Origin of the sequence: Citrobacter sp. Cf087, from assembly GCF_030334285.1 — a bacterium.
Taxonomy (GTDB): Bacteria; Pseudomonadota; Gammaproteobacteria; order Enterobacterales; family Enterobacteriaceae; genus Citrobacter; species Citrobacter freundii.
Map to the genome: position 1 here is coordinate 518,896 of NZ_JAOWED010000031.1, position 24,224 is coordinate 543,119.

Annotated in this window: 28 protein-coding genes and 1 pseudogene; 27 read left to right on the top strand and 2 right to left on the bottom strand. The window is 50.4% G+C overall.

What is annotated here, in order from left to right; translation table 11 throughout:
* The first annotated feature begins 100 nt into the window (after nucleotides 1-100).
* The 6 genes from repB (at nucleotide 101) to OGV57_RS19045 (ending at nucleotide 4,538) form a co-directional block, all read left to right on the top strand.
* Nucleotides 101-601, top strand: coding sequence for a phage replication protein B (gene repB / locus OGV57_RS19020; protein WP_071684348.1), 501 nt, complete (start codon nucleotides 101-103; stop codon nucleotides 599-601).
* 66 nt (nucleotides 602-667) lie between these two features.
* Nucleotides 668-877: a DUF2732 family protein gene (locus OGV57_RS19025; protein WP_071684347.1), complete on the top strand. Its 210-nt coding sequence runs from the start codon at nucleotides 668-670 to the stop codon at nucleotides 875-877.
* Nucleotides 878-907: 30 nt separating this feature from the next.
* Nucleotides 908-1,183 (top strand): DUF5405 family protein, encoded by a 276-nt coding sequence (locus OGV57_RS19030; protein WP_071684346.1) that lies wholly within the window; start codon nucleotides 908-910, stop codon nucleotides 1,181-1,183.
* Nucleotides 1,173-3,176, top strand: a complete 2,004-nt coding sequence (locus tag OGV57_RS19035; protein ID WP_226791490.1) for a replication endonuclease — start codon at nucleotides 1,173-1,175, stop codon at nucleotides 3,174-3,176. The genes OGV57_RS19030 and OGV57_RS19035 overlap by 11 nt, the downstream gene beginning before the upstream one ends.
* A 164-nt stretch (nucleotides 3,177-3,340) precedes the next feature.
* The gene (locus tag OGV57_RS19040; RefSeq protein ID WP_191218798.1) at nucleotides 3,341-4,078 is read left to right on the top strand and encodes a YiiX/YebB-like N1pC/P60 family cysteine hydrolase; all 738 of its coding nucleotides are present in this window, start codon (nucleotides 3,341-3,343) and stop codon (nucleotides 4,076-4,078) included.
* Nucleotides 4,038-4,538: a hypothetical protein gene (locus tag OGV57_RS19045; RefSeq protein ID WP_139239346.1), complete on the top strand. Its 501-nt coding sequence runs from the start codon at nucleotides 4,038-4,040 to the stop codon at nucleotides 4,536-4,538. The genes OGV57_RS19040 and OGV57_RS19045 overlap by 41 nt, the downstream gene beginning before the upstream one ends.
* A gap of 340 nt (nucleotides 4,539-4,878) precedes the next feature.
* Here OGV57_RS19045 and OGV57_RS19050 read toward each other — a convergent pair whose 3' ends face one another.
* Nucleotides 4,879-5,895 carry a phage portal protein gene (locus tag OGV57_RS19050; protein ID WP_071684343.1) on the bottom strand — a complete coding sequence of 339 codons (1,017 nt, stop codon included), beginning with the start codon at nucleotides 5,893-5,895 and terminating at the stop codon, nucleotides 4,879-4,881.
* 1 nt (nucleotide 5,896) lies between these two features.
* Nucleotides 5,897-7,666, bottom strand: a complete 1,770-nt coding sequence (locus tag OGV57_RS19055) for a terminase ATPase subunit family protein (protein WP_071684342.1) — start codon at nucleotides 7,664-7,666, stop codon at nucleotides 5,897-5,899.
* A gap of 166 nt (nucleotides 7,667-7,832) precedes the next feature.
* Here OGV57_RS19055 and OGV57_RS19060 point away from each other — a divergent pair, with 166 nt between their 5' ends.
* The 21 genes and pseudogenes from OGV57_RS19060 to OGV57_RS19160 all read left to right on the top strand — a co-directional run bounded on the left by OGV57_RS19060 (nucleotide 7,833) and on the right by OGV57_RS19160 (nucleotide 24,173).
* On the top strand, nucleotides 7,833-8,687 hold the full coding sequence (locus OGV57_RS19060; protein WP_071684341.1) for a GPO family capsid scaffolding protein: 855 nt from the start codon (nucleotides 7,833-7,835) through the stop codon (nucleotides 8,685-8,687).
* Nucleotides 8,688-8,748: 61 nt separating this feature from the next.
* Nucleotides 8,749-9,816, top strand: coding sequence for a phage major capsid protein, P2 family (locus OGV57_RS19065; RefSeq protein WP_071684340.1), 1,068 nt, complete (start codon nucleotides 8,749-8,751; stop codon nucleotides 9,814-9,816).
* 3 nt (nucleotides 9,817-9,819) lie between these two features.
* Entirely contained in the window at nucleotides 9,820-10,575 is a 756-nt protein-coding gene (locus OGV57_RS19070) for a phage terminase small subunit (RefSeq protein WP_071684339.1), read from the top strand.
* Nucleotides 10,576-10,674: 99 nt separating this feature from the next.
* The gene (locus OGV57_RS19075) at nucleotides 10,675-11,181 is read left to right on the top strand and encodes a head completion/stabilization protein (protein WP_071684338.1); all 507 of its coding nucleotides are present in this window, start codon (nucleotides 10,675-10,677) and stop codon (nucleotides 11,179-11,181) included.
* Nucleotides 11,181-11,384 (top strand): tail protein X, encoded by a 204-nt coding sequence (locus tag OGV57_RS19080; protein WP_071684337.1) that lies wholly within the window; start codon nucleotides 11,181-11,183, stop codon nucleotides 11,382-11,384. Before OGV57_RS19075 ends, OGV57_RS19080 begins: the two co-directional genes overlap by 1 nt.
* Nucleotides 11,375-11,596: a phage holin family protein gene (locus OGV57_RS19085; RefSeq protein ID WP_019077171.1), complete on the top strand. Its 222-nt coding sequence runs from the start codon at nucleotides 11,375-11,377 to the stop codon at nucleotides 11,594-11,596. Before OGV57_RS19080 ends, OGV57_RS19085 begins: the two co-directional genes overlap by 10 nt.
* A complete protein-coding gene (locus OGV57_RS19090) occupies nucleotides 11,580-12,089 on the top strand; it encodes a lysozyme (protein WP_071684336.1) in 510 nt (169 codons plus the stop codon). The genes OGV57_RS19085 and OGV57_RS19090 overlap by 17 nt, the downstream gene beginning before the upstream one ends.
* Nucleotides 12,086-12,511, top strand: coding sequence for an Rz-like lysis system protein LysB (lysB, locus tag OGV57_RS19095; RefSeq protein WP_071684335.1), 426 nt, complete (start codon nucleotides 12,086-12,088; stop codon nucleotides 12,509-12,511). The genes OGV57_RS19090 and lysB overlap by 4 nt, the downstream gene beginning before the upstream one ends.
* A complete protein-coding gene (lysC, locus tag OGV57_RS19100; RefSeq protein ID WP_230131601.1) occupies nucleotides 12,399-12,644 on the top strand; it encodes an Rz1-like lysis system protein LysC in 246 nt (81 codons plus the stop codon). The genes lysB and lysC overlap by 113 nt, the downstream gene beginning before the upstream one ends.
* Nucleotides 12,607-13,080, top strand: a complete 474-nt coding sequence (locus OGV57_RS19105; protein WP_071684333.1) for a phage tail protein — start codon at nucleotides 12,607-12,609, stop codon at nucleotides 13,078-13,080. Before lysC ends, OGV57_RS19105 begins: the two co-directional genes overlap by 38 nt.
* Complete coding sequence (locus OGV57_RS19110) at nucleotides 13,067-13,519, top strand: phage virion morphogenesis protein (RefSeq protein WP_071684332.1); 453 nt, start codon at nucleotides 13,067-13,069, stop codon at nucleotides 13,517-13,519. The genes OGV57_RS19105 and OGV57_RS19110 overlap by 14 nt, the downstream gene beginning before the upstream one ends.
* A 271-nt stretch (nucleotides 13,520-13,790) precedes the next feature.
* Nucleotides 13,791-14,120, top strand: a complete 330-nt coding sequence (gene gapS6a / locus OGV57_RS19115) for a GapS6a family protein (protein ID WP_071684331.1) — start codon at nucleotides 13,791-13,793, stop codon at nucleotides 14,118-14,120.
* A gap of 8 nt (nucleotides 14,121-14,128) precedes the next feature.
* Nucleotides 14,129-17,413 (top strand): GapS6b family protein, encoded by a 3,285-nt coding sequence (gapS6b, locus tag OGV57_RS19120; RefSeq protein ID WP_071684330.1) that lies wholly within the window; start codon nucleotides 14,129-14,131, stop codon nucleotides 17,411-17,413.
* Nucleotides 17,414-17,565: 152 nt separating this feature from the next.
* On the top strand, nucleotides 17,566-18,207 hold the full coding sequence (locus OGV57_RS19125) for a phage baseplate assembly protein V (protein WP_071684329.1): 642 nt from the start codon (nucleotides 17,566-17,568) through the stop codon (nucleotides 18,205-18,207).
* A complete protein-coding gene (locus tag OGV57_RS19130) occupies nucleotides 18,204-18,554 on the top strand; it encodes a GPW/gp25 family protein (RefSeq protein WP_071684328.1) in 351 nt (116 codons plus the stop codon). The genes OGV57_RS19125 and OGV57_RS19130 overlap by 4 nt, the downstream gene beginning before the upstream one ends.
* Before the next feature lie 5 nt (nucleotides 18,555-18,559).
* The gene (locus tag OGV57_RS19135; protein WP_193146752.1) at nucleotides 18,560-19,468 is read left to right on the top strand and encodes a baseplate assembly protein; all 909 of its coding nucleotides are present in this window, start codon (nucleotides 18,560-18,562) and stop codon (nucleotides 19,466-19,468) included.
* The gene (locus OGV57_RS19140) at nucleotides 19,461-19,991 is read left to right on the top strand and encodes a phage tail protein I (protein WP_071684327.1); all 531 of its coding nucleotides are present in this window, start codon (nucleotides 19,461-19,463) and stop codon (nucleotides 19,989-19,991) included. The genes OGV57_RS19135 and OGV57_RS19140 overlap by 8 nt, the downstream gene beginning before the upstream one ends.
* Nucleotides 19,992-20,001: 10 nt before the next feature.
* Nucleotides 20,002-21,465 (top strand): annotated as a pseudogene (locus tag OGV57_RS19145) (tail fiber protein); the annotation flags it as partial.
* Nucleotides 21,466-21,836: 371 nt separating this feature from the next.
* Nucleotides 21,837-22,385 carry a tail fiber assembly protein gene (locus OGV57_RS19150; protein ID WP_071684363.1) on the top strand — a complete coding sequence of 183 codons (549 nt, stop codon included), beginning with the start codon at nucleotides 21,837-21,839 and terminating at the stop codon, nucleotides 22,383-22,385.
* Nucleotides 22,386-22,448: 63 nt separating this feature from the next.
* The gene (locus tag OGV57_RS19155) at nucleotides 22,449-23,642 is read left to right on the top strand and encodes a phage tail sheath protein (protein WP_193146751.1); all 1,194 of its coding nucleotides are present in this window, start codon (nucleotides 22,449-22,451) and stop codon (nucleotides 23,640-23,642) included.
* A 12-nt stretch (nucleotides 23,643-23,654) separates the two neighbouring features.
* Nucleotides 23,655-24,173, top strand: coding sequence for a phage major tail tube protein (locus OGV57_RS19160; protein WP_046276392.1), 519 nt, complete (start codon nucleotides 23,655-23,657; stop codon nucleotides 24,171-24,173).
* Nucleotides 24,174-24,224 lie beyond the last annotated feature (51 nt).

Sequence of the window (24,224 nt, forward strand, 5' to 3'; positions counted from 1 at the left end):
TCACTCATGGTAAGGGACGTAAAGGCATCATCATCCGCACTCGTAAGCCTGGCATTATTGAGACGCTTTTCCGTTTGGTCAGAAAAAGAGGGATATGGTTATGACCGTTATGACTCTTGATGTGATCCAGAAACAGCCAGCGGCACTTAGAGGGCTGGTTGGTAAGTACCTGGCTCAGCCACGCTGGCAGGACACCTGTGATTTTTACAATCAAATGATGGAGCGCGAACGACTGACAGTTTGTTTTCATGCTCAATTAAAACAACGTCACTCTGTCATGCGCTTAGAAGAAATGGAAGAAGCAGATCGCGAGCGTCTTGTCTGTGCGTTGGATGAACTGAGATTTGCATTTTGTCGGTTTCGTCAGCATGGTTCTACTAGGGCGACTTTCATTAGCCGTCTTACTGTTAGCCAAAGGCGTTCTCTTTTTCGTCATGCCGGGCTCACAGATCGAGAATTCAGTATGCCGCACTGGCGATTGAACGAGGACGACTGCTATTGGCGGGACAAACTTTTCCGTGCCTTGCGAGAGCTGTTTAGCCTTTTTGAGTACGCACCGACCATTTTAACCTCGGTAAAACCTGAGCAGTATTTACATTAATTAATCTGGATTCGATTTATTACACGCCTTACCGCGTGGGGACTCCTTTTGTCTGGAGATAGGCAAATGCAAAAACAAAAAACAGCGCAGCGGGGCGCGTTTTCGGCACTTCTGGAGCAGGCAGTAAGTGAAGCACAGCGCGACACATCGACCCGTTTCTCTTCTCAATTTGACGGGCTTATCGCGCACATCAGTAAGTCAGAACTTAACCGCACCGAGATTATCGAGTTGTTAGGTCAAGAATCAGAAAAATTGCACAACTCAATTTTCGGTTGAGAGAGTTATTCACTTTAGAAGGAAGTAATAATGAGTATCCGTATCGATATAAATAACCAGTACGTTATTACCAGCGACCGCTATCAATTTATTTTGCAGGAAAAGAAAATCGCTACCTCCGGGAAAAGCGAAGGTAAGGAATGGCTGGATGTTGTGGGTTACTACCCAACTATCCCTAAGCTCGTTTCAGGCCTTGCTTTGCATGACCTTTTAACGGGAGATGCTATCTCTTTCTCGGCGCTTGAAACTCAGATTGAGCGCGTAGCGAAGCAATGTCTTGACGCCTTCAATTCGAATGGCCGCTGAACCTCGGGGGCGTACTGCCCCTTCGCCACCACCTCCTTTCTCGAAGCACACCGATGATACATTCATTGGTGCTTATCCCTGGAATGCTCCACGTTCTGCAATTGGCCGTGACAGACCCCTTACACGTGGCGAATTCCGTCAGGTGCAAGGTGTTTTAGGTAAAGTTAATCGTCTGCCTTATGTCTTAAAAACGCTGTTTAACTCGCGTTATGATTTCATTCGTCGTAATAAAAGCCCCCTTCATGGTTTCTATTTCCTCAAGAACACTGTCGAGAAAAGGGTGGGCCCTCGTCTTGAGCGGGTCAATCAGCTAAACGGAATGAACGAGACGGCATCGCTACTTTTCCTGAGTGAGCGCGAAAGCTATTCGCGTTTAGCAGGTATGAGTGACAAGGCTCTCAAAAAATTTGCAGCCCGTATCGCTTCGCAGCTCTATGTTGCTTATGAGGAGCTTAGCGACGCCTGGGCTGACACTCACGGCGGTAAAGAGACTCTTTTTACTGATGAGGCTCAGGCGCATTTGTACGGCCACGTTGCTGGTGCAGCTCGCGCATTCAACATTACACCGATGTTCTGGAAAAAATACTGCAAAGGGCAAATCACGATCCGCCAGGCATTTTCCGCTATATCTCGTTTGATTAATGATGAGTGGTGGATTAACCAGTTTAAGGCTCAGCGTATGCGCTGGCACGAAGCATTGCTGATTGCTGCCGGTGAGGTGAATAAAGACCGTTCCCCATACGCCAGCAGAACGGCGATCCGCGACGTGCATTCTCGCCGCTTGGCTAATCTCGAATACCTCAAATCGTGCGAGCTGGAAAACAAAGTTACCGGTGAGCGTATCGATCTCATCAGCAAAGTCATGGGAAGTATTTCAAACCCTGAAATCCGTCGTATGGAACTGATGAACACAATCGCAGGTATTGAACGCTATGCGGCTGGGCAGGGTGACGTCGGTATGTTTATCACTATCACCACGCCATCGAAGTATCACCCTACACGTCAGGTCGGAAAGGGCGATAAAAAGACGGTGCAACTTAATCACGGATGGAATGACACCGCTTTTACGCCGAAGGATGGTCAGCGGTATTTATGCCGTATCTGGAGCCTGATGCGTACAGCCTTTAAAGATAATGATTTGCAGGTCTATGGTATGCGCGTTGTAGAGCCGCATCATGACGGAACGCCGCACTGGCACATGATGCTTTTTTGCAAACCAGAGCAACGTAAACATATTACTGAAATCATGCGACGCTATGCCTTAAAGGAAGATGGCGACGAAAAGGGTGCAGCAGCACAGCGTTTTGAAGCGAAGCACCTAAATCAAGGTGGTGCAGCTGGTTACATCGCAAAATACATTGCGAAGAATATCGACGGGTATGCACTTGATGGGCAAGTCGATCACGATACCGGTAAACCTCTCACTGATACTGCAGCAGCAGTAACCGCATGGGCGTCAACGTGGCGTATCCCGCAATTCAAATCTATTGGCCTGCCGACGATGGGAGCTTATCGCGAGCTGCGCAAACTGCCTCGCGGGGTAAGCATTGCTGATGAATTCGATGAGCGTGTCGAGGCGGCTAGAGCTGCAGCTGATGATGGTGAATTTGACTTGTATATCGCAGCGCAGGGTGGGGCGAATGTTCCACGCGATAGCCAGACCGTCCGTGTGGCTCGTAACGTGACTGATGAGGTCAACGCCTATGAAGAGGATATAGAGAGAGTCGTGGGCATCTACGCTCCGCACTTGGGCTCTGAGCTGGTACATGTTACCCGTACAGCCGAATGGCGCATCGTTCCAAAGCTGTTGGTCGTTGAGCCGTTGACTTTAAAAAGCGGCATTGCCGCGCCTCGGAGTCCTGTCAATAACTGTGGAAAGCTTGCCCATGATAGCGAACCAAAAATGACATCTGTGCCGTCTAATCAAGCCATACCTATATTGAGAGGGTGTGATTCGTCACATTCGCGACCAAACAAATGGGAAGTCACTTAACTTAATCAAAATAGCAGTAGAGTATTTGTGAAATGAATTGCGTAAAGTTGCTGCATGTCCGATTTGACTTCGTAGCTGGAAGTGAAGTTCATCTTTATGTTAAACTTTGTTCAATATTTTTTTTGATAATTAATCAGTTTATTATGTTTCTTGAGGGCGATAACTTGAAACCCGGTGACGTTTTACTTGTAAAGGGCATTGGTAAAAAATCAGATGCAATTTTGTATGCACAAAAAGCCTTTTACTTAAAGGCTAAGTCTAGTCATGTTGCGTTAAGTCTAGGTGGTGGTTTATTTATTCATGCTACTAGTGATGGAGGGGTTCATTTAACTTCTATCGACAAGGAGTTAGAAACATGTGAGGGAAATTGGAGGGTGATCAGAAAAAAAGGACTTGAAGAGGTACAGGTTGAGGCGCTAAATACTTCTGGGTTATATTTTGCAAGGCAGAAATATAATATGTTTGTCTTTTTTGAAGGCAATGAGTATTCATCATTTTGCTCTGAATTAGTAGCTAAAGCTTATAAAAAAGCTGGTGTGAAAATTATGAGTGGCAAGCCATCTAGTAAAGTTTTACCTTGCCACTTCGATAAAGAAGCGGATGTGCTTGTTGATTGGGAAGATGTAAGCCATGAGTATGAGCATGGCCTTGCAGATATAGCGGAGAATAATTTAGCTTTTAAATATTTGTTTGAATTGTTAAAACAGTGTATTGAAAGAAGAACTATTGTATCGAAGTTTAGGAAACAGCTATTTGATTTTTCAATCATGGATGCAAAAGCGCGAGGTGACTATGAAACTATTAACAGAGTCGAGTCACTTAAAAAAGAATTAGATGAAAAGCGTAGTTTGAAGTTTTGGGATGAAAAAGATACTCTTCCGTTTCTCTTTAAGAGAAAATAAAAATAGGATGGTAATGATGGCTGATGAACTAGATATGCTCGCACTTCGTTTCTTTAAACTATTTGCGCAGTATGAATTCTATATGAAGTCGATGGGGTATTTTCAGGTTTCACGCACGAAAATTATAGTTGATTGGGATAGGTTTGTTAACGAGAAAATTGGTAAGGATTATGCTCATTTGTTAGGGGAGACATTACCATCAGGTGAGTATATTCTTCAAAATCCACCTAAAAAACAAGAGGTTGTTAATGGTAAGGTTGTTTGGGGAAATGTAAGTAATAATGAGCAGAACGTTCAGGTACTGTTTGGATATATTGGGCGGGTTAGAAATAATTTGTTTCATGGGGCAAAGTTTAATGGAACATGGTTTGATCCCGAGCGCAGTAAAATCTTGCTAGAGCATAGTTTAAACATACTCGAGCATTTTCAAAAACAAGGTGTACTAGCCGACTTACAATAGTTCTTTTCATTAAAATTTTTAGATTTTTTGTTGCATTCGTTACATGCATTTTTTTGCGTGAGGTATTGACCGCGTTTTTTCCTGTCTATCCTCAGATATTGCGTGATGTCGCGTAGATCATGCAACTGCATTAAAACCGCCCTCTTAAGCGGGCAGGCGAGGCGGGGATAGCACTGCGCGCCAGAGGTGGTGACAGCATTTAATTTTATGCATCTGTGGGCGTCGTGACGGCGCTGATGTTTTACATGTCTGTGATGATGTGTCGGTGGGATTGCGTGGCGTGTGATGTGTCTGAGGCTGTCAGGGATGAGGCCGCCCGGAGGCGGCAATTTTTGCAGGGTTATTCTGATTCGAGGCTGTAATCTTTAAAGCGGATCACCTCCATTCCGAGCCAGTCGTTAATCTCTTTAAAGCGCTCCTGCAGTGGGTTGAGCTCATTACGCACAAACACCCGCGCCACCTTCTCAACATCTCCCATTGAGCCAATATTTTCTGGCTTGCCGCCCATGAGCTGGAACGGTACGCGGTGCGCATCGAGCAGGTCAGCGGCGCTCACCTTTTTAATATTGAAAAAGTCATCTTTCGTGGCGACCTCACTCAGCGGCACAATCTTGATGCCATCCGGTTTCCCGTTGGGCGCGTAGAAAAACAGGTTTTTAAAATTCCCGAGTCCCTTTGAATCACGCATTGCAGAACGCAGCGACTCGACGTCGGTGCTGCTTTGTGCCGCGTCGGTGACGTACATGATGTAACCCGCGTGCGCGCCATTCTGGTAATACTTGCGACGAAACAGGGTGGCGGATTCATTCAGCCAGGCGGAATTGAGTGCGCTCAGGTATTCCGGCATGCCGTACAGCTCCTGATTGATGTCAGGCTCGAGCAGGTGAAACACCGAGCCGGGTGCGAACTGATGCGGGTTGTTAAAGCTCGATATGTACCAGTAAACGCCATCCTCGACGCCACGACGGGTATATTTAGCGGGTGATGTTTCCAGTTTTAAAAGCTGGCCGGTAACGCTCATGCGTTTCTCAAGATAGCCGTTGGCAAAGACCAGATAATCCAGCACGAGGCGGCTGAAATCCTGACGCGACAGGAGCGGGTGCGGGATGTAGGTGCTCGTCAGAATATTTCGTTTCACGTAAATCGGCGAGCTGTGATGCACGGCGGCGCGCAGGCTTTTTGCCAGACCTGAGAAATTGACCGGCGGCTCGTACCATTTCCCGTTATTGATGCACTCGACATAATCGAGGATATCGCGGCGATCCAGAACGGCGGAGGGCTCGCCAAAGGTGAACGCCTCCATTTTTTGCGGTGCGCTGGCGGCCGTTGTGGCGGGTTTCTTCTGATGTTTTTTCATATCAGTTAATATCCAGAATTGACGTTGAATGCATGCCGCTACCGGCGGAAAGTGGCTCGTTTAACAGGGCGTGCATGGTTGCCCATGCGATATCCGCGTGGCTGGCCTCTTCGCTGCGGCTGGCTTCATAGGTGGAGCTGCGCCCGCTGCTGGTCATGGTTTTACGGATAGCCATAAATGACTGTGTGATGTCGGTTGCTCCGGCGTCGTATTCCAGACATCCGCGTCTGATGGTGTCTTTCGCTTTCAGCACCATCGCGGTTTTCATTTCCGGCGTGTAGCGAATGGCGCGCGCCGCCGGGAAAAACGAGCGCACGAGCTGGTAAACCCCCTGGCCGATGCCGGTCGCATCGATGCCGATATACTCGACGCAGTATTTTTCGGTCAGCTCGCGGATGGCCTCCGCCTGTGTCGCAAAATCCATGCCTTTCCACTGGTGACGCTCAAGGATGCGGAACTTGCCACCGGCAACCAGTGGCGGAGCCAGTACCGCACAGCCTGCGCTGTCACCGGTGTGAGACGGGTCATAGCCAATCCACACCGGACGCCAGTTAAACGGACGGTCGGAAAACGGCTCGAAGTCCTCCCATTCTTCCATCGCATCGACCATGCAGCGCTGCAGCTCCTCGAACGGGAATACCGATGCCTTGTCGTCGACAAACTCACACATGAAGAGGTTGCGGAAATCGTCGGCGCTGTTTTCCTGTTTCAGCTGATCCAGATTAAACAGCGTGCATCCCTCGGCGAGCGCGTCCTCGATGGTGACAATCTGTCGCCACTGGCCGTCCGGGCACAGCACGCCCCCGGCCAGCGCCTTATGACTGATATCGATGTCGACACGCTCGGCGGCGCTGCTGCGTCCCCGGTTGAACAGCTCACCTGACCAGAACGGATAAGCGCCATGTGCCAGCGTCGAGGGCGTTGAAAAGTAGGTGGTGCGCAGGTGGGACTGCGACGCCATCCCCGAGGCGACTTTACGCAGTCTCTGAAAGTTGGGGATCCAGAAGATTTCATCGACATACAGGTCGCCGTTATGACTCTGCGCCGTGTTGGAATTGGTCCCGAGAAAAATCAGCTCTGCGCCGTTGTTGCCGATGACAATCGGGTCGCCTGACAGGTCGACCTCGACCATGCGCGCAAAGGCGATGATGTACTTTCGGAACACGTAAGCCTGCGTCTTACTGGCCGACAAAAATATCTGGTTTTGCCCGGTTTTCAGTGCGCGCAGCAATGACTCGCGGGCAAAGTAAAACGTGGCGCCAATCTGGCGCGATTTGAGGATGTGGCGAATACGGTGCGCGATACCGGCTTTGTGCCAGTGGCGCTGATATTCGAATGACTGCCTGAAGAAAATCTCTTCGAGCTTTTCGATGGCCTCATCGCTGAAAAAGTTACGTTTTGGCTTGCGGCGTTCACCCTTGTTGCGGCTGGCAATATTGGGATTTAAATCAGCTTCGTTTCCGGTCTGGCCGTAACGGCTGACGCGCGCGAGCCGTTCCATCTGGCGTGACAGAAAGTCAGCGACCTTGAAGTCATGCGGCGTGAGGTCAGGCTTTGCATAAAGCTGAATCAGGCGCGCCTCGAGCGTGGATTCCACGCGGTTAAGCGGGGCGGTTTCCTCCCATCCGTCACGCTGTTTCCAGCTCTGCACGGTCGGGCGCTTGACCTGCAGCGTGTCGGCAATTTGTGGCACGGAAAACCCCTGCCAGAACAGCAGGCGTGCCTGTCGTCGCGGGTCGTGCAAAAGGGAGAGGTCAGTCGAAATGGTCATGGTTGCCTCGTGTCAGTGAATACGGGGCAAGGCTAAGGAAATCATCGGGTATTATCGCTAACCCTCTGTTGTATCAGGGGTTGCACGTCTGTAAGCGGTGGCTGATGTGGGGCGGAGTCGGGAAACTACACCCGAACCGAAAACCCAACATCAGGACACCTGAACAATGGCAAAGAAAGTTTCTAAATGGTTTCGCATCGGCGTCGAGGGTGACACCTGCGATGGCCGCGTGATTAACGGCGAAGATATTCAGGACATGGCGGACACCTTCGACCCGCGCGTCTATGGCTGTCGCATCAATCTCGAACACCTGCGCGGCATTCTGCCTGACAGCGTGCTCAAACGTTATGGCGACGTGACCGAAGTCAAAGCGGAAGTCATCAGCGATGACTCGGCACTGAACGGCAAAAAAGCTCTGTTTGGCAAAATCGCGCCGCTCGACGAGCTGGTCAGCATGGTGAAAGCCGGGCAGAAGGTTTACACCTCGATGGAGATTCGCCCGAACTTCGCCAACAGCGGCAAGTGCTATCTCGTCGGTCTTGCCGTCACCGATGACCCGGCAAGCCTCGGCACCGAATACCTCGAATTCTGCAGTCGCGCCACGCAAAATCCGCTCGCCGGTAAAAAAGCCCATCATGACGATCTGTTTTCCGTTGCCACGCTGGCAGAGCTGGAATTCGAAGACGTCCCCGACACTGTGCTCAACAGCCTGACCGACAAGGTCAAATCGATTTTCAGCCGCAAACAGGTCAGCGATGACGCCCGTCTTGCAGATGTGCATGAGGCGGTGACCGCCGTTTCTGAGCAGGTACAGACCAACCTGACCGCCACCGAAACGCGCGTCACTGAGCTGGAAACCGCTTTTGCACAGCTAAAGCAGGACGTGACCAGCCAGACCACGCAAAGCGCGCAGGCGCTTAACGCCCTGAAAAGCTCCCTCGATAACACCGAAAGCTATCGCCAGCCGCGCCGCGAGAAATCGAAAGGCGGGACGGGTGACGAGCTGCTGACCAACTGCTGACAGACCTGCCGGGTGTGTATCACCCGGCCTGATGCCCCTTTTTAGAAACACAGGAATAACAATGCGTAAAGATACCCGCTTTAAATTCAATGCTTACCTGTCCCGCGTGGCGGAGCTGAACGGCGTCGACACCGATGACGTGGCGAAAAAATTCACCGTTGAGCCGTCCGTGACGCAGACCCTGATGACCACCCTGCAGGCGTCATCCGCGTTTCTGACCAAAATCAATATCGTGCCGGTCGACGAGCTGAAAGGCGAAAAGGTCGGGGTTGGTGTCAACGGCACGATTGCGAGCACCACGGACACCGCCGCTGATGACGAGCGTAAGACCGCTGATTTCACTGCGCTCGAATCCAACAAATACGAATGCGCGCAAATCAACTTTGATTTCCATATCCGTTACAAACAGCTCGACCTGTGGGCGCGTTTCCAGGACTTTCAGACCCGTATCCGTGACGCGATTATCAAGCGTCAGTCACTCGATTTCATCATGGCCGGTTTCAACGGTATCACCCGCGCGGAGACCTCCAACCGCAAAACGAATCCGATGCTGCAGGATGTCGCGGTGGGCTGGTTGCAGAAATACCGCAATGAAGCTGCCGCGCGCGTGATGTCCAACGTCACCGATGATGACGGCAAGGTCATTTCCGATGTGATCCGCGTGGGTAAAAACGGTGACTATGAAAACCTCGATGCGCTGGTGATGGATGCGACCACCAACCTGATTGATGAGATTTATCAGGATGACCCGGAGCTCGTTGTTATCACTGGCCGTAAGCTGATGGCGGATAAATATTTCCCGCTGGTTAACAAGGCGCAGGAAAACAGCGAAACGCTGGCCGCTGACATCATCATCAGCCAGAAGCGTATCGGCAACCTGCCTGCTGTGCGTGTGCCGTACTTCCCGGCGAATGCCCTGATGGTGACGCGCCTCGATAACCTGTCGATTTACTTCATGGATGATGCACACCGCCGCGCCATTATCGAGGAGCCGAAAAAGGATCGTGTCGAAAACTACGAGTCGATGAATATTGACTATGTGGTCGAGGCTTATGCCGCCGGTTGCCTGATTGAAAACATCAACCTCGGTGACTTCACTGCACCTGCCGCACCGGAAAGCGGGGAATAAGCCATGACGAGTCCCGCAGCGCGTCACATGATGCGGGTCTCGGCCTCTGAAACTGCGCGGCGGGCTGCTGCTCCGCTGCGCAATGCAACTGCATATGAGCAGATGCTCGTCAAGCTGGCCGCAGACTGTCGCACGTTAAAACAAATCCGCTCCAATGAACGCAAGGCAGACAAAAAGCGTGAGCTGCTGCCGTTCTGGCTGCCGTGGGTGTCGGGTGTGCTCAGCGCCGGAAAAGGGGCGCAGGATGACATTGTCATGACCGTCATGCTGTGGCGTCTCGATGCGGATGACATCGCCGGTGCGCTGGAGATTGCCCGCTATGCGATGATCTATGGCCTGACCATGCCGACCGGCGGCCACCGCCGCACCACGCCGTATTTACTGGCTGAAGAGGTCGCCCTGTCAGCGCAGCGCCTGCTCGATGCGAAACAGCCTGTCGGGCTGCAACTCCTGCTCGACACTATCGCACTGACCGAACGGGCAGACATGCCGGATATCGTGCGCGCGAAGCTGCACAAAATTACCGGCTACGTGCTGCGTGAGGCTGGCCGTCTGACCGACGCGCTGGCGCACCTGCAGCGTGCGATCCAACTAGAGCGGGCTATCGGTGTGAAAAAAGATATTGAACAGCTCGAGCGCGCGCTGAAACCCAAAGCAGAACCCGCACCAAAACAGAATAAACCGCGTACGCGCAAACCTGCCGCCAAACCGGCGGCACGGCGCGGGCGTCCCCCGAAAGCGGCAAAAGCCGCAGGTTAACAGAGCGCTCCCCGAGCCGGGCGGCACGCCGGTCAATGCGGGTATTGATTGCCCTGACTGCGACCGGCGTCCACCGCCCACCCATTACCCGAGGTTGTCATGACGACAGTGATTATTGAGCCCAAAAAAGAGCCGCAGGATGTGCCGGGCGTGGTGATACCACCACCGGGCGTGAGCGAGCCGGTAATAAAAAACACCTTCTTTTTTCCGGATGTGGATCCGAAGCGTGTGCGCGAGCTGATGCGTCTGGAGCAGACCGTTTCCGCGCTGCGCCTGAATGATGCGATTAAAGCCGGTATGGCTGAAACCAATGCGGAGCTTGCTCTGTGGCGGGTTGAGCAGATGGCTGCAGGGCATGAAACGCTGGCTGATGTGCCTGCCGATGATATCGATGGCGAAAGCGTGCGCTGTTTCCACTATTTCCGCGCCGTCTGCGCCATGACCAGCGCCACGCTGTTTGAGCGTTTTCGCGGCATCGATGCGACGGGGAAAGGCGACCGCAAAGCGGAAAGTACCGAGGCGGTTATCGATGAACTGTGGCGGGATATGCGCTGGTCTGTGGCGCGAATTCAGGACAAGCCGCGCTGTATTGTCGGGCAAATCTGATGAAGGTCCGGGCGATGCAGGGTGACACCCTCGATGCGATTTGCGCTAGGTATTACGGGTGCACTGAGGGCGTCGTTGAAACGGTGCTGCAGGCGAATCCGGGTCTGTCAGAGCTGGGCGTTATTCTGCCGCACGGCACGGCTATTGAGCTGCCCGAAACCGACAGCGCCCCGAAAACCGAAACGGTGAATCTATGGGACTGAGTGTGGAAAAAATCACGACGTTTATCGCTTACTGGCTGGCCGTGGGGCTGGCGTATTTCGGGGCGATGTCCCCTGAAAAGCTGGCGCTCTATGTGGGGAGTGCTTGCGCCATTTTTACCGCGCTGACGAATTACTGGTTTAAGCGCAAAACGTATCGCTACCTGACCTCACTCGGACCCGATAAGGGGGCTGCCCGTGAGCTCAATCATTAAACGCTGCAGTGTGGCCGCCGTGCTGGCGCTGGCGGCACTGGTGCCTGACTTTCGTCTGCTTAACACCTCGCCCGAAGGGCTGGCACTGATTGCCGACCTCGAAGGATGTCGCCTGACACCTTACCAGTGCAGCGCGGGAGTGTGGACGTCGGGCATCGGCCACACTGCCGGGGTGATTCCGAAAGGGGATATCACAGAGCGACAGGCGGCGGAGAATCTCGTTGCCGATGTGCTCAACGTCGAGCAACGGCTCGCGGTCTGTGTGCCGGTGAATATGCCACCGCGCGTCTATGACTCGCTGGTCAGTTTTGCATTTAACGTCGGAACCGGCGCGGCCTGCCGGTCGACGCTGGTCTCATTTATCCAGCGTCACCAGTGGTGGCAGGCGTGCGACCAGCTCACCCGCTGGGTGTATGTCAACGGCACAAAAAATAAAGGGCTGGAGAACCGCCGCGCGCGGGAATGGGCTTACTGCGTAAAGGGGATGCAATGAAAGTGCTGATGATTCTGCTGGCCGGGTTGCTCGCCGTGGTGCTGTGGCTGCGCCACGATAACGCGAATTTATCCCGTTCCTTTGAGAAAGCGAACCGTGTTGCCAGCGAGCAAAAGACGACTATTGGCATACTGAAAAATCAGCTTGTCGTATCGCAGCGAATCGCCAGGGCGAATGAGGATGCGCAGGTCAGGCTCGGCGATGAGCTGGCTGTTGCCGGTGAGCAGGCGGTTAAGCGGGAAGAAACCATAACGAGGCTGATGAATGAAAACGAGACGTTACGCCGCTGGTACAGCGATAAGCTGCCTGATGTTGTGCGCCGGTTGCACATCCGAACAGGCTGCGCCTCCGCTGCCCGTTGTTTACAACGCCTGCCCGAAGGTGAGCCTTTGCCCGATGCCGGGAAGCGCCCCCCTCAATAACGGTGATTTGAGTGCAGATATTCGCAGGCTTGAGCACGCGCTCACCGCCTGTGCGATTAAGGTCGAAACCATCAAAGACTGTCAGGATAAAATCGATGCAGAAAATGAAAAGCCTGCGCAAAGCGCTGAATGACGCCGTCCCGCAGCTCCTGAATAACCCCGAGATGATGCGTATCTTTGCCGATGAGGGGAATATCGATGCGCGTCTCGCGGCTTCGCTGTCCCATGAAAAGAAATACACGCTGAATGTGATCGTGTGTGACTTTGTAGGCGACCCCGACCTGATTTTTGTGCCGGTGGCTGCATGGCTGCGAGAAAATCAGCCGGATATCTGCACGCTCGATGAGGGGCGCAAAAAGGGTTATCGATTCCAGATGGATTTAAATGACGGGGATAATGTTGATATCAGTATCAGCCTGCAACTGACGGAGCGCACCCTTGTCCGGGAGGAAAATGGCGCGTTACACGTCAGCTATGCCCCGGAGCCACCACTGCCGGAGCCTGTCACCCGTCCGACTGAACTCTATATTAATGGCGAACTGGTGAGCAAATGGGATGAACGACTTTAAGTCTTTTGACGATAAACTTGCGGGGCTTATCGGAGCATTGTCACCGGCGTCACGGCGTAAGCTGGCCACTGAAATTGCGAAAGAATTGCGGAGATCGCAACAGCAGCGAATCAAACAGCAAAAAGCGCCTGATGGCACGCCGTATCAGGCGCGAAAGCCCCAGCCGCTCAGGGCGAAAAAAGGGCGAATAAAACGGGCGATGTTTCAGAAACTGCGAACGAGTCGCTACATGAAAGCTAGTGGCCGCAATGCTACTGCTGTGGTGGAGTTTACTGGCAAAGTACAACGCATCGCTCGGATTCATCAGTACGGCCTTAAAGACAGGGCAAACCCACACAGTCAGGATATACAATATCCAGAGCGCAAGTTACTCGGATATTGTGGGGAAGATAAAAAGATAATTGATAAGCTAATTGTTAACCATCTAAATTGTGGTTGATTTAGATAGGCAATAACCTGAATGTGGTCAAGTGACTGTTTTACAGCATAGAGCCCTAGGTAAAACGAAACGATTGACCTTGGGATTTATAAGAGGTATCAAGGTAAATTGAGATCTGAGGTGTAGTAGATTATGTTAAAATGACCGATACTCCAGAACTGTTAGTGAAGATGAAGGATTTAAAGGTATCCAATGGAACTGGGTAACTTGGAAAGTTGTAGTTACTAGGGGTGACTATTGTCGTATTAATCAATTAATTTTATGGTGAGATATGGATTTTGTTACAAGCACTTTGCTTTCAGGAATAATCTATGATGGGTTCAAACATGGTGTGGGCATTACTGCAGAGTTTTTAAAAGAGAAACTACAGCGATGGGTTATTGATGATTCTTTACTGGATAAATTATCTAACAAAATAAATGATCTCAATCTTGAGGATTTTAGTGAAAATGTAATTGAAAGAAAGCTCAATGAATCATCTGAAATACAAGGGGTTTTAAGTTTGATACAACCTTGTCAAAATAATATTGGTACTGTTACTCAGAACCATAGCGGTTCGGGTGATAATATTGTTGGTAATAAAATTATTCACAATAAGTAGAAATAAAGATGATGGTAAATCAAGAGCACAATGGTTCAGGTGATAATGTCGCAGGGAATAAATACGAATATATAATTCGTAATATTCAATCTCGGGATTTGATAGCTGTAATAGATGATATCATGCATGATATTTGTTATAGAGACTTAGTTAAGGCACGAGAAAAGCTTGATGTGCTTAATAATATAAGCTCATTAGAATATGATGTGTCTCTCTTGTTAAAATCTTTAAATATAAAACTTGATTTAGTTAAAGGTTCTACGCCATCATCGAAAAATGATCTAGTTAATTTATTGCAGTATAAGAGTCTCTCTAAGGAAATTCGGGAGGTTGTGACATCTATTCTAATCGATTTTGAATCTAGAAATGATGAGGATTTAGCGCGGAAAAGATACTTAACTTCTAATGCTGATGGAAAGTATATTAAAGAAATTTTTTTTGAGCGTCTAGCTTCGAAAGAAGAGTTGCTAGCTAATTACAAAGATTCAATCGCTTATGAACTCTCTGAGCAGGAAATAACTGGGCTTATTCGAGGGGCCATAAGAGTAGAAGACTGTGAACTTTCCTTTGGATTTTCTCATTTATTAGATAAGTACTTTCCATCAAGCAACTCTAAAGCACTTTTGCTTTATACGGAAAGTTGCCTGGTTATTGAACGCAACCTGCATAAGCAATATATTTCATTGGGCAAGCAAGAAAAAGAAAGCGTCGATCGACTAATCGATAAATTCTTGGAAGATAATAGCGATAGAAGTACCAGTAGGCAAATCGCAACATTAACTAACTTAATACATGTTACATGTTTCATGGATGGTCGACTTTTTGATTTGGGAAAAGCATACGTCAATGAAATAAGAAAAATGTCTCCAGCAACTGCTGATATTCTTGAGCAGATAGATACGAAGTTATTAATTCCAAATAAAAATTTTGAATTGTCATCTAATTCTCTGGATTTGGAGCAGTTTGCACATCTGGATTATGCTCTTGAACATAATTACGTAAAGATTAGAGATGTACACAAATGGATTAATCAGGGAGGCGTCATTCGTACTGGTGATGAATATTTAAATGGATTTTTTGATCTGTATCTTAGTGCGTTAGTATGTTCAAGTGCTAATAGGTATGAAGTGCAAAAATTAGAAGAGAAAGCGCAAGAGTTTTTAGAGGAAGATTCTGATAGATTTAAGCAAATAAATCCTTCTAGTATATTAAAACTGTGCGAAAGATTTATACAGCTTAACTTGCCATTAAGTGCTGTGGCTTACCTTTCCCCTTTCCTTTCAGATGATGCTTGGGTCTCGCCAACGTTTGAGTGCTATTTAAATGCGTTATTTCTTAGCGAGAAATTTGACTTATTTCTCTCGAAAATAAAACATCTTCAACCTAAGGATAAAACGCAATTAATTTACATAAGGGAGGCTGAAATTTGTGAGAGAATGGATAAGAATGAACTATCAATTAATTTGATTAGATCCGCAATAGATATTTATCCAAATAATCCTTATCCATGGTACCTTCTGCTGCGTACTTCAAGAAAGAACGGAGCTAATGTTGATGCACTAAGGGAAATTGTTTTTGAAATACCAGTGGCAATCTTGTCCAACTTTCATGAGTCAAGTGTAGCACTGGTTAATGAAATAGCTACTCATGTTGATATAAGTCTTGCTGAAAGAATTCTTGTTGATTGGTTTGTACAAAACCCAACTAAGGTTGCAAAACCATTTACTCAAATTTATACCAATACACTAATAAAACGTCCAGATGATCATAGTAATCCTTATACTCCCTTGAAATGTGGAGATGGTGTTATATATTCTGACGGATTTGAAACTTTTACTCGAATTCTTGTTCGTGACGTTGATGCAAATCATCCGCACTTATTGAATATAGATTCCCCTCTGGGTCAGATACTTGAGAATATGCAACAAGGGGAAAGTTGTAAAGGCTATACTATGCTTGAACGTCTACCTCCTTATGTTGCAGCGATTAGATTAGCAGTAGAACTGCGCAGCAAAAGCAACGATGGCACTGATGCATTTAGACAGTTTTCGCTACCTTCGAATGAAGAAGACTTTATTCCTTATTTTGAAAATATTATAAGGCATTACGACTCGCAAGATAAAGAAAGAGATGCTTTAGTTCACGGCCCTACAGTTCCTCTTACTATTAGAGGAAAGTTTACTTCTCCTTCAGATCCCGTCAGAGGTGCTTTGAATAACTTGACGGCACTTTCTTCTGCTAAATATTTGGCATTGTTCAATGATGGAGAAGAAAATCCAGAAAAAGTGATCATTGATGTTTATACTGCGATTTATTTATCATTGATGGGTTTTTCTTCATCTGTTGTTAACTTGGATGTAGCAATAGTAGTAAGTCAATATACAAAGGATATTTTAGAGGGATGGGTAGAAAATATCCTTAGAGAAGATTACTTATCCATAGGTGTTACCGATAAAGGTATTTATAGAGTGACCTCAAAGGATATAAGAGAAAACTCCATTGAGCTGATCCATGAGCTTCAAGTTTTACTTGAACACGTGACGGTAGAAGCAATGAAACCTGTTGATACACCTGAGTTGTTAGTGAAAATAAGGGATATGGTAGATGAATCTATGTATTCTGCTTTTCAGTTATCTGTGGCAAATAACATTCCATTACTTTGTATTGATCATTTAATGTGTGAATTGATTTACCGCTCAGGTTTTCCTGTTGCAAATATGAATTCTTTAATTATGAAAGTTCTATATTCCTTGACTTTTCCTGAAAGGAAAAAGAGCATTCAAATTAGTCTAACTTCAGGCACTCCAGTACCGATTTTATATAGTGATATATTAGAGATGAGTATTTCATCTAATAATTCAGATGCTTATCTTGTATTTAAGTTTATGGAAAAATACGGCGGAATTATTAAGGCTACAGGAGCTCCTCTCGAGTTTCTAACTACAATTGTAAGAAATGTGACAGTATTAGCTTGTATTGATAAGACAATTCTTGCAGGGGGACGTGCACTCAATCCACAGTATGAGGGGTATGCTGAACATATTTTTAATTTTTGCTGTCGATCCGCAATGCTTACTCTAGAGGGTGATACCAGTGAAAAAAGGTTAGCACTACTTATTGAAAATTTGCTCAGTACGACTCGCCTTGTTCGCAAATACTTAAAACTGATATCGTTGCTTACGTCTGAGTTTGCGCAAGGACATTTTCTCGATTTTGAAGCATGCAACAATGCTTTGGTTGCTTACCGTGCGGATAGGCAAGCTAGAGAACAGGAAAATAGAGAAGTCATTTAAACGTAGCGTAATACGTAACACTGAACCAAATACAAATGTTTTGAAATGGCTGTGACCTTTTCAATAGAATCGCTTAATTTCTTGATGTTGTTCCATCGCCTATAAAACCGCACCCGATTGCCGCCGACCTTCCTCGGCGGCATCCTTTCCCCATGAATACTTTAAATTCCATTCAGGATGTCGCTCGCGCGATCCGTAACCTTATCCGCACCGGCATTGTGACCGCAGTTAATCCCGATGAGGGACTCTGTCGTGTCCAGACCGGCGGCATGCAAACCACCTGGTTAAACTGGCTGACCTGCCGCGCCGGTCGCTCGCGGGTCTGGTGGGCTCCCTCGGTTGGCGAGCAGGTGCTGATTCTTGCCATTGGCGGTGAGCTTGATACCGCCTTTGTGCTGCCCGGTATTTTTTCTGATGACCATCCTGCGCCGTCGGCCTCGCCTGATGCCTTTCACGTTTCCTTTCCTGACGGGGCGATTATTGAGTATGAGCCTGAAAGCGGGGCGCTCACGGTGAGTGGCATCAAAACCGCTGATGTCACCGCGTCAGACGCCATTACCGCAACGGTGCCGCTGGTACTGGTCAAAGCGTCCACCCGCATCACGCTCGATACCCCCGAGGTGGTCTGTACCAACAAACTGACCACGGCCACGCTTGAGGTGCAGAAAGGCGGGAAAATGAGCGGCAACATCGAGCACGGCGGCGGCACGTTTAAATCCAACGGCGTACAGGTGGATGACCACGGCCACGGTGGCGTTAAAGCCGGTGACAACTGGACGCAGGGGACAAAATGACAGTGAGCTATCTGGGTATGAACAGTCATACCGGACTCAGTATTTCTGAGGTTGAGCATATAAGGCAGAGCGTGCGCGACATCCTGGTCACACCGGTGGGCTCGCGCGTCATGCGCCGTGAATACGGCTCGCTGCTGTCGGCACTGACTGACCAGCCGCAGACCCCGGCACTGCGCCTGCAGATTATGGCCGCGTGTTATTCCGCGATCCAGAAGTGGGAGCCGCGCGTCAGCCTGACGACCATCACCTTTGAACGCGGGGAGAATGACGGCGCGATGTATGTCGATATCACCGGCACGCGGTCGGCGTCAGGCCAGCCTTTTTCTATCACTATTCCACTGAGTTAAACACTATGGCTATTGTTGACCTGAGCCTGCTCGCTGCGCCTGATGTGGTGGATGAGCTGGACTATGAAACCATTCTGGCAGAACGAAAAGCGACGCTTGTCTCACTGTATCCCGAGGAACAACAGGAGGCGGTCGCGCGCACGCTGACGCTTGAATCTGAGCCGATGGTTAAGCTGCTACAGGAAAACGCTTACCGGGAGGTTATCTGGCGTCAGCGCGTGAATGAGTCGGCGCGCGCGGTCATGCTGGCGTATGCCGCCGGTAATGACCTCGATAACATTGGCGCAAATTTCAGTGTCGGGCGTCTTGTTATCACGCCTGCAGATGAAACCACGCTGCCGCCCACACCTGCCGTTATGGAGTCGGACACCGATTACCGTTTGCGCATTCAGCAGGCCTTTGAAGGAATGAGCGTGGCCGGGTCTGGCGGCGCTTATCAGTTCCATGGCCGCAGCGCTGACGGACGGGTCGCAGATATCTCAGTGACCAGCCCGTCGCCCGCCTGCGTGACGATTTCTGTGCTGTCGCGTGAAAACAACGGCGTCGCGTCTGATGATCTGATCACTGTGGTACGTAATGCACTTAACGCCGAAGATGTCAGGCCGGTTGCAGACCGTGTGACGGTGCAGGCTGCTGATATTGTTGATTACCAGATATCCGCCTCGCTTTATCTGTACCCCGGTCCCGAGAGCGAACCCATTCGCGCCGCCGCTGTGAAAAAGCTGGAGTCATACATCAGCGCGCAGCACCGCCTCGGGCGTGACATTCGCCTGTCTGCCATTTATGCCGCGCTGCATGTCGAAGGTGTCCAGCGTGTGGAGCTGGCCGCGCCGGTGGCTGACCTCGTGCTCAGCAGTGCACAGGCGTCATTTTGCACTGATTACAGCATTGTGATCGGGGGCTCGGATGAGTGATACCCGTCTGCTGCCGGTGGGCTCGTCACCGCTTGAAGTGGCGGCGGCGCGTGCATGTGCGGATATCGAAAACACCCCCGTCCCGCTGCGTCGTCTGTGGAGTCCTGACACCTGCCCGGCTAATTTGCTGCCGTGGCTGGCATGGGCGTTTTCTGTCGACCGCTGGGATGAGAACTGGCCGGAGGAAACGAAGCGCGCCGTCATCCGTGATGCGTACTTTATTCACTGCCACAAAGGCACTATCGGTGCTGTTCGTCGGGTGGTGGAGCCACTCGGCTATGTCATCAACGTCACGGAGTGGTGGGAGACCCGCGACCCGCCCGGCACATTCCGGCTTGATATCGGTGTGCTGGAAAGCGGTATCTCTGAGGAAATGTATTTTGAAATGGAGCGCCTGATTGCGGATGCAAAACCCGCCAGCCGTCACCTGATTGGCCTGAATATTATCCAGGACATTCCCGGTTATCTGTATGCCGGTGGTGTGGTGTATGACGGCGACATTATTACGGTCTATCCCGGATGAGTGAGGAATAATGAGCACGAAATTTAAAACGATTATCACCACTGCCGGTGCGGCAAAACTGGCGGCGGCCACGGTGCCGGGTGGTAAAAAAGTTAACCTGACCGTGATGGCCGTCGGTGATGGCGGCGGCGCACTGCCTGAGCCGGACGTCGGGCAGGTGAAACTCATCAATGAAGTCTGGCGTCATACGCTGAATAAAATCAGCCAGGACAACAAAAATAAAAACTATATTGTGGCCGAACTGGTCATTCCTCCTGAGGTGGGCGGTTTCTGGATGCGTGAGCTGGGTGTGTATGATGACGCAGGCACGCTGATTGCCGTTGCCAATATGGCCGAGAGTTACAAGCCGGAGCTGGCGGAGGGTTCGGGGCGTGCGCAGACCTGTCGCATGGTGATTATTGTCAGCAGCGTTGCTTCTGTGGAGCTGTCCATTGACGCGACAACGGTGATGGCGACGCAGGATTATGTCGACGACAAACTGGCCGAGCATGAGCAGTCCCGCAATCATCCTGACGCCACACTGAAAGAAAAAGGCTTTGTGCAGCTCAGCAGCGCCACCGACAGCACGTCTGAGGCGCTCGCCGCGACGCCGAAAGCGGTTAAGGTTGCGTATGACCTTGCCAGTGGTAAATATACGGCTCAGGACGCGAGTACAGCGCAGAAAGGTCTGGTGCAGCTCAGCAGTGCGACCGACAGCACGTCTGAAACCCTTGCAGCGACACCGAAAGCGGTTAAGGCGGCCTATGACCTTGCCAGTGGTAAATATACGGCTCAGGACGCGAGCACAGCGCAGAAAGGTCTGGTGAAACTCAGTAGCGCTACCGACAGTGAGTCTGAGTTGCTTGCAGCGACGCCGAAAGCGGTTAAGGTGGCTCATGACCTTGCCAGTGGTAAATATACGGCTCAGGACGCGAGCACGGCGCAGAAAGGTCTGGTGAAACTCAGCAGTGCCACCGACAGCACGTCTGAGACCCTTGCCGCGACACCGAAAGCGGTAAAAGCGGCCTGTGACAATGCCGAAAAGCGTCTTGCAAAAGACCAGAACGGCGGGGATGTACCTCAACCTGACGGGTTTGTTCGCAATATTGGTGCTGCGCGCGCTTTCAGCGGCTCAGTCAGTATTGGCGGGAACAGTGAACCATGGACAACAGCGGAGTTTATCGTCTGGCTTGAAAATCAGGGGGCATTTAATCATCCGTACTGGATGTGCAAAGGCTCCTGGACTTATGCAGCGAACAGAACCATCACGGATACCGGGTGTGGGAATATCAACCTTACTGGCGCGGTAGTTGAGGTTATGGGATTACGTGACGTAATGACTATCAGGGTCACGACGCCAACAACCACATCAGGAGACGGTATTGCCAGTGCTCAGTTTACCTATATCAATCATGGGCCTGAATATTTTCCAGGCTGGCACAGAGATTTGAAACGGTCCGGGGATGAAATGACCGGAGCGTTAAAAGTTAATGGAGATATTACAATAACCAGAAATTTGATAACAGGCGACGGTACGGGGCGTCTGGCGGATAATGGCAATATCTACGGCACAATATGGGGGGGAGAATGGCTTAGTAACTGGCTGAGCAATGCCTTTGCCAGCCGTGACAATAATATTAATACCCGTGCGACGTGGGACTGGGTTAGTCAGACTTTTGTGTCTGATTTTCGCCTGGGTTCACGGCAACAAATGGCAAGTACCGGCTCCAATGAAGCCCCATCGGGTTTTGTCAGTACAGGGGGTTATGTATATGGCTCCTGGGATAACTCTGCTGATGGCTGGTATATACGCCCCATCCAGAAGTTAATTAATGGAACCTGGTATAACGTGGTGAGTATTTAATGATGAAGCATTTAAAAAATATCGTAGCGGGTAATGCAAAAACACCAGACCAGTTCCAACTGACAAAGCGCTTTGGAGTTATCTGGTTATTTTCAGCGGACGGAAAAAACTGGTATGAGGAACAAAAGAATTTCTCAGCCGATACCATCAAGATTGCTTACGATAAAAATAATGTCATTGTGGGTATAAATAAGGATGTCTCCACCATACATCCTGACGGACTGAGTGTGGTTGAAGTCCCCGATATTACAGCTAACAGGCGGGCTGACGCATCGGGCAACTGGATGTTTCTGGATGACAGGGTGATTAAACGCATTTATACGCCGGATGAGTTACGCCAGCAGGCAGAAGCGAAAAAGACCCGTCTGCTTGCAGACGCCACACCGCGAATTAACTGGCTGGAAGATGCACAGAAGGACGGTGATATCTCTGCCGACGAGGAAACTGAGCTGACAGCAATGCGGGCTTATCGTACCGCTTTGCGCCGTCTGGATCTGAGTGCTGCCCCGGAAATAAACTGGCCGGTTGTGCCAGACCTTATCCAACCCTGACAAATAGCCCGCCATCACCACACAACAGAAAATACACTCACCCTTAACCACGGAGTTAAACGGATGAGTGATTTTCATCATGGCGTAGAGGTCATCGAGATTAACGATGGCGTGCGCACCATTTCCACCGTCTCAACGGCCATTGTCGGCATGGTTTGCACGGCCAGCGATGCAGACGAAAAAATGTTTCCCCTCAATGAGCCGGTGCTCATTACTAACGTACAAAGCGCTATCGGTAAGGCGGGCAAAAAAGGGACGCTGTCGACGTCCCTGCAGGCCATCGCTGACCAGTGTAAACCGGTCATTGTGGCCGTGCGCGTGGCCGAAGGTGCAGAAGACCCGGACGACCCGGAGGCCGGGAAGAAACAAACCATTTCTAACATCATCGGCACGACCGACGAAAACGGCAAATACACCGGCCTGAAAGCGCTGCTGACGGCGCAGACCGTCACCGGCGTGAAGCCGCGCATTCTCGGCGTGCCGGGTCTGGACTCACAGGAAGTGGCGACGGCGCTCGCGTCCACCTGCCAGAGCCTGCGTGCCTTTGGCTATGTCAGCGCGTGGGGCTGCAAAACCATTTCTGACGCCATCAACTACCGCGAGAATTTCAGCCAGCGAGAGCTGATGGTTATCTTCCCTGATTTTCTGGCATGGGACACCACGGCAAATGAGACCGCGACAGCCTGGGCAACGGCGCGCGCGCTCGGCCTGCGTGCCAGAATTGACCAGACCGTCGGCTGGCATAAAACCCTGTCAAACGTCGGCGTGAATGGCGTCACCGGCGTCAGCGCCTCGGTATCATGGGATTTGCAGGAGCCCGCTACCGACGCCAACCTGCTTAACAAAGCCGGTGTTACGACGCTTATTCGCAATGATGGTTTCAAGTTTTGGGGAAACCGCACCTGCTCCGATGACCCGCTTTTCCTGTATGAGAACTACACCCGCACCGCGCAGGTGCTGACCGACACGATGGCGGAGGCGCATGCGTGGGCGATGGATAAACCCATTACCCCGACCCTCATTCGTGACATCGTTTCGGGCATCAATGCCAAATTCCGCGAGCTGAAAAATAACGGGTATATCGTTGACGGCTCCTGCTGGTATGACCCGGAGTCAAACGAGACTGCGACCCTGAAAGTCGGGAAACTGTATATCGATTACGACTACACCCCCGTCCCGCCGCTGGAGAACCTGACCCTGCGCCAGCGCATCACCGACACCTATCTGGCGAATCTGTCGGACTCGGTCAACAGCTAAGGAGCCAGGAGCATGGCGTTACCCCGCAAACTTAAATACCTGAATATGTTCAACGATGGCCTCAGCTACATGGGTGTCGTTGAGTCCGTTACCCTGCCAAAGCTGACCCGCAAGCTGGAGAAATATCGCGGCGGCGGGATGCCGGGCGCGGTGTCGGTTGACCTCGGCCTCGATGACGATGCGCTGTCGCTGGAGTGGACGCTCGGTGGTCTGCCTGACGTCGAGCTGTGGGCGCAGTATGCCTCGCCGGGAGCTGACAGTGTGCCGCTGCGCTTTACCGGCTCTTTCCAGCGTGATGACACCGGCGCGATTTCTGCTGTCGAGGTGGTGATGCGTGGCCGTCACAAAGAATATGACGGTGGTGAGAACAAGCAGGGCGAAAGCGGCACGACCAAAATGTCGACCGAGTGCGCCTATTACCAGCTCACGATTGATGGTCGCGAAGTCATCGAGATTGACGTCGTTAACATGGTGCTGAAAGTCGACGGCGTCGACCGTCTGGCGGAGCATCGCCGGGCGATTGGCCTGTAATCCTTTATCCGGTCAGTCAGGCTGGCCGGTTAATTTTCCTGATGAGAAATC

Excerpts from the sequence above, each read along its gene's own strand:
- OGV57_RS19055 (WP_071684342.1), bottom strand. The coding sequence starts at position 7,666 with ATGACCATTTCGACTGACCTCTCCCTTTTGCACGACCCGCGACGACAG.
- OGV57_RS19060 (WP_071684341.1), top strand. The coding sequence starts at position 7,833 with ATGGCAAAGAAAGTTTCTAAATGGTTTCGCATCGGCGTCGAGGGTGAC.
- OGV57_RS19030 (WP_071684346.1), top strand. The coding sequence starts at position 908 with ATGAGTATCCGTATCGATATAAATAACCAGTACGTTATTACCAGCGAC.
- lysB (WP_071684335.1), top strand. The coding sequence starts at position 12,086 with ATGAAAGTGCTGATGATTCTGCTGGCCGGGTTGCTCGCCGTGGTGCTG.
- OGV57_RS19065 (WP_071684340.1), top strand. The coding sequence starts at position 8,749 with ATGCGTAAAGATACCCGCTTTAAATTCAATGCTTACCTGTCCCGCGTG.
- OGV57_RS19085 (WP_019077171.1), top strand. The coding sequence starts at position 11,375 with ATGGGACTGAGTGTGGAAAAAATCACGACGTTTATCGCTTACTGGCTG.
- repB (WP_071684348.1), top strand. The coding sequence starts at position 101 with ATGACCGTTATGACTCTTGATGTGATCCAGAAACAGCCAGCGGCACTT.
- OGV57_RS19080 (WP_071684337.1), top strand. The coding sequence starts at position 11,181 with ATGAAGGTCCGGGCGATGCAGGGTGACACCCTCGATGCGATTTGCGCT.
- OGV57_RS19140 (WP_071684327.1), top strand. The coding sequence starts at position 19,461 with ATGAGTGATACCCGTCTGCTGCCGGTGGGCTCGTCACCGCTTGAAGTG.
- OGV57_RS19110 (WP_071684332.1), top strand. The coding sequence starts at position 13,067 with ATGAACGACTTTAAGTCTTTTGACGATAAACTTGCGGGGCTTATCGGA.
- OGV57_RS19045 (WP_139239346.1), top strand. The coding sequence starts at position 4,038 with ATGAAAAAGATACTCTTCCGTTTCTCTTTAAGAGAAAATAAAAATAGG.
- OGV57_RS19050 (WP_071684343.1), bottom strand. The coding sequence starts at position 5,895 with ATGAAAAAACATCAGAAGAAACCCGCCACAACGGCCGCCAGCGCACCG.
- gapS6a (WP_071684331.1), top strand. The coding sequence starts at position 13,791 with ATGGATTTTGTTACAAGCACTTTGCTTTCAGGAATAATCTATGATGGG.
- OGV57_RS19035 (WP_226791490.1), top strand. The coding sequence starts at position 1,173 with ATGGCCGCTGAACCTCGGGGGCGTACTGCCCCTTCGCCACCACCTCCT.
- OGV57_RS19075 (WP_071684338.1), top strand. The coding sequence starts at position 10,675 with ATGACGACAGTGATTATTGAGCCCAAAAAAGAGCCGCAGGATGTGCCG.
- OGV57_RS19105 (WP_071684333.1), top strand. The coding sequence starts at position 12,607 with ATGCAGAAAATGAAAAGCCTGCGCAAAGCGCTGAATGACGCCGTCCCG.
- OGV57_RS19130 (WP_071684328.1), top strand. The coding sequence starts at position 18,204 with ATGACAGTGAGCTATCTGGGTATGAACAGTCATACCGGACTCAGTATT.
- OGV57_RS19135 (WP_193146752.1), top strand. The coding sequence starts at position 18,560 with ATGGCTATTGTTGACCTGAGCCTGCTCGCTGCGCCTGATGTGGTGGAT.
- OGV57_RS19160 (WP_046276392.1), top strand. The coding sequence starts at position 23,655 with ATGGCGTTACCCCGCAAACTTAAATACCTGAATATGTTCAACGATGGC.
- OGV57_RS19155 (WP_193146751.1), top strand. The coding sequence starts at position 22,449 with ATGAGTGATTTTCATCATGGCGTAGAGGTCATCGAGATTAACGATGGC.
- OGV57_RS19150 (WP_071684363.1), top strand. The coding sequence starts at position 21,837 with ATGAAGCATTTAAAAAATATCGTAGCGGGTAATGCAAAAACACCAGAC.
- lysC (WP_230131601.1), top strand. The coding sequence starts at position 12,399 with ATGTTGTGCGCCGGTTGCACATCCGAACAGGCTGCGCCTCCGCTGCCC.
- OGV57_RS19125 (WP_071684329.1), top strand. The coding sequence starts at position 17,566 with ATGAATACTTTAAATTCCATTCAGGATGTCGCTCGCGCGATCCGTAAC.
- OGV57_RS19070 (WP_071684339.1), top strand. The coding sequence starts at position 9,820 with ATGACGAGTCCCGCAGCGCGTCACATGATGCGGGTCTCGGCCTCTGAA.
- gapS6b (WP_071684330.1), top strand. The coding sequence starts at position 14,129 with ATGATGGTAAATCAAGAGCACAATGGTTCAGGTGATAATGTCGCAGGG.
- OGV57_RS19025 (WP_071684347.1), top strand. The coding sequence starts at position 668 with ATGCAAAAACAAAAAACAGCGCAGCGGGGCGCGTTTTCGGCACTTCTG.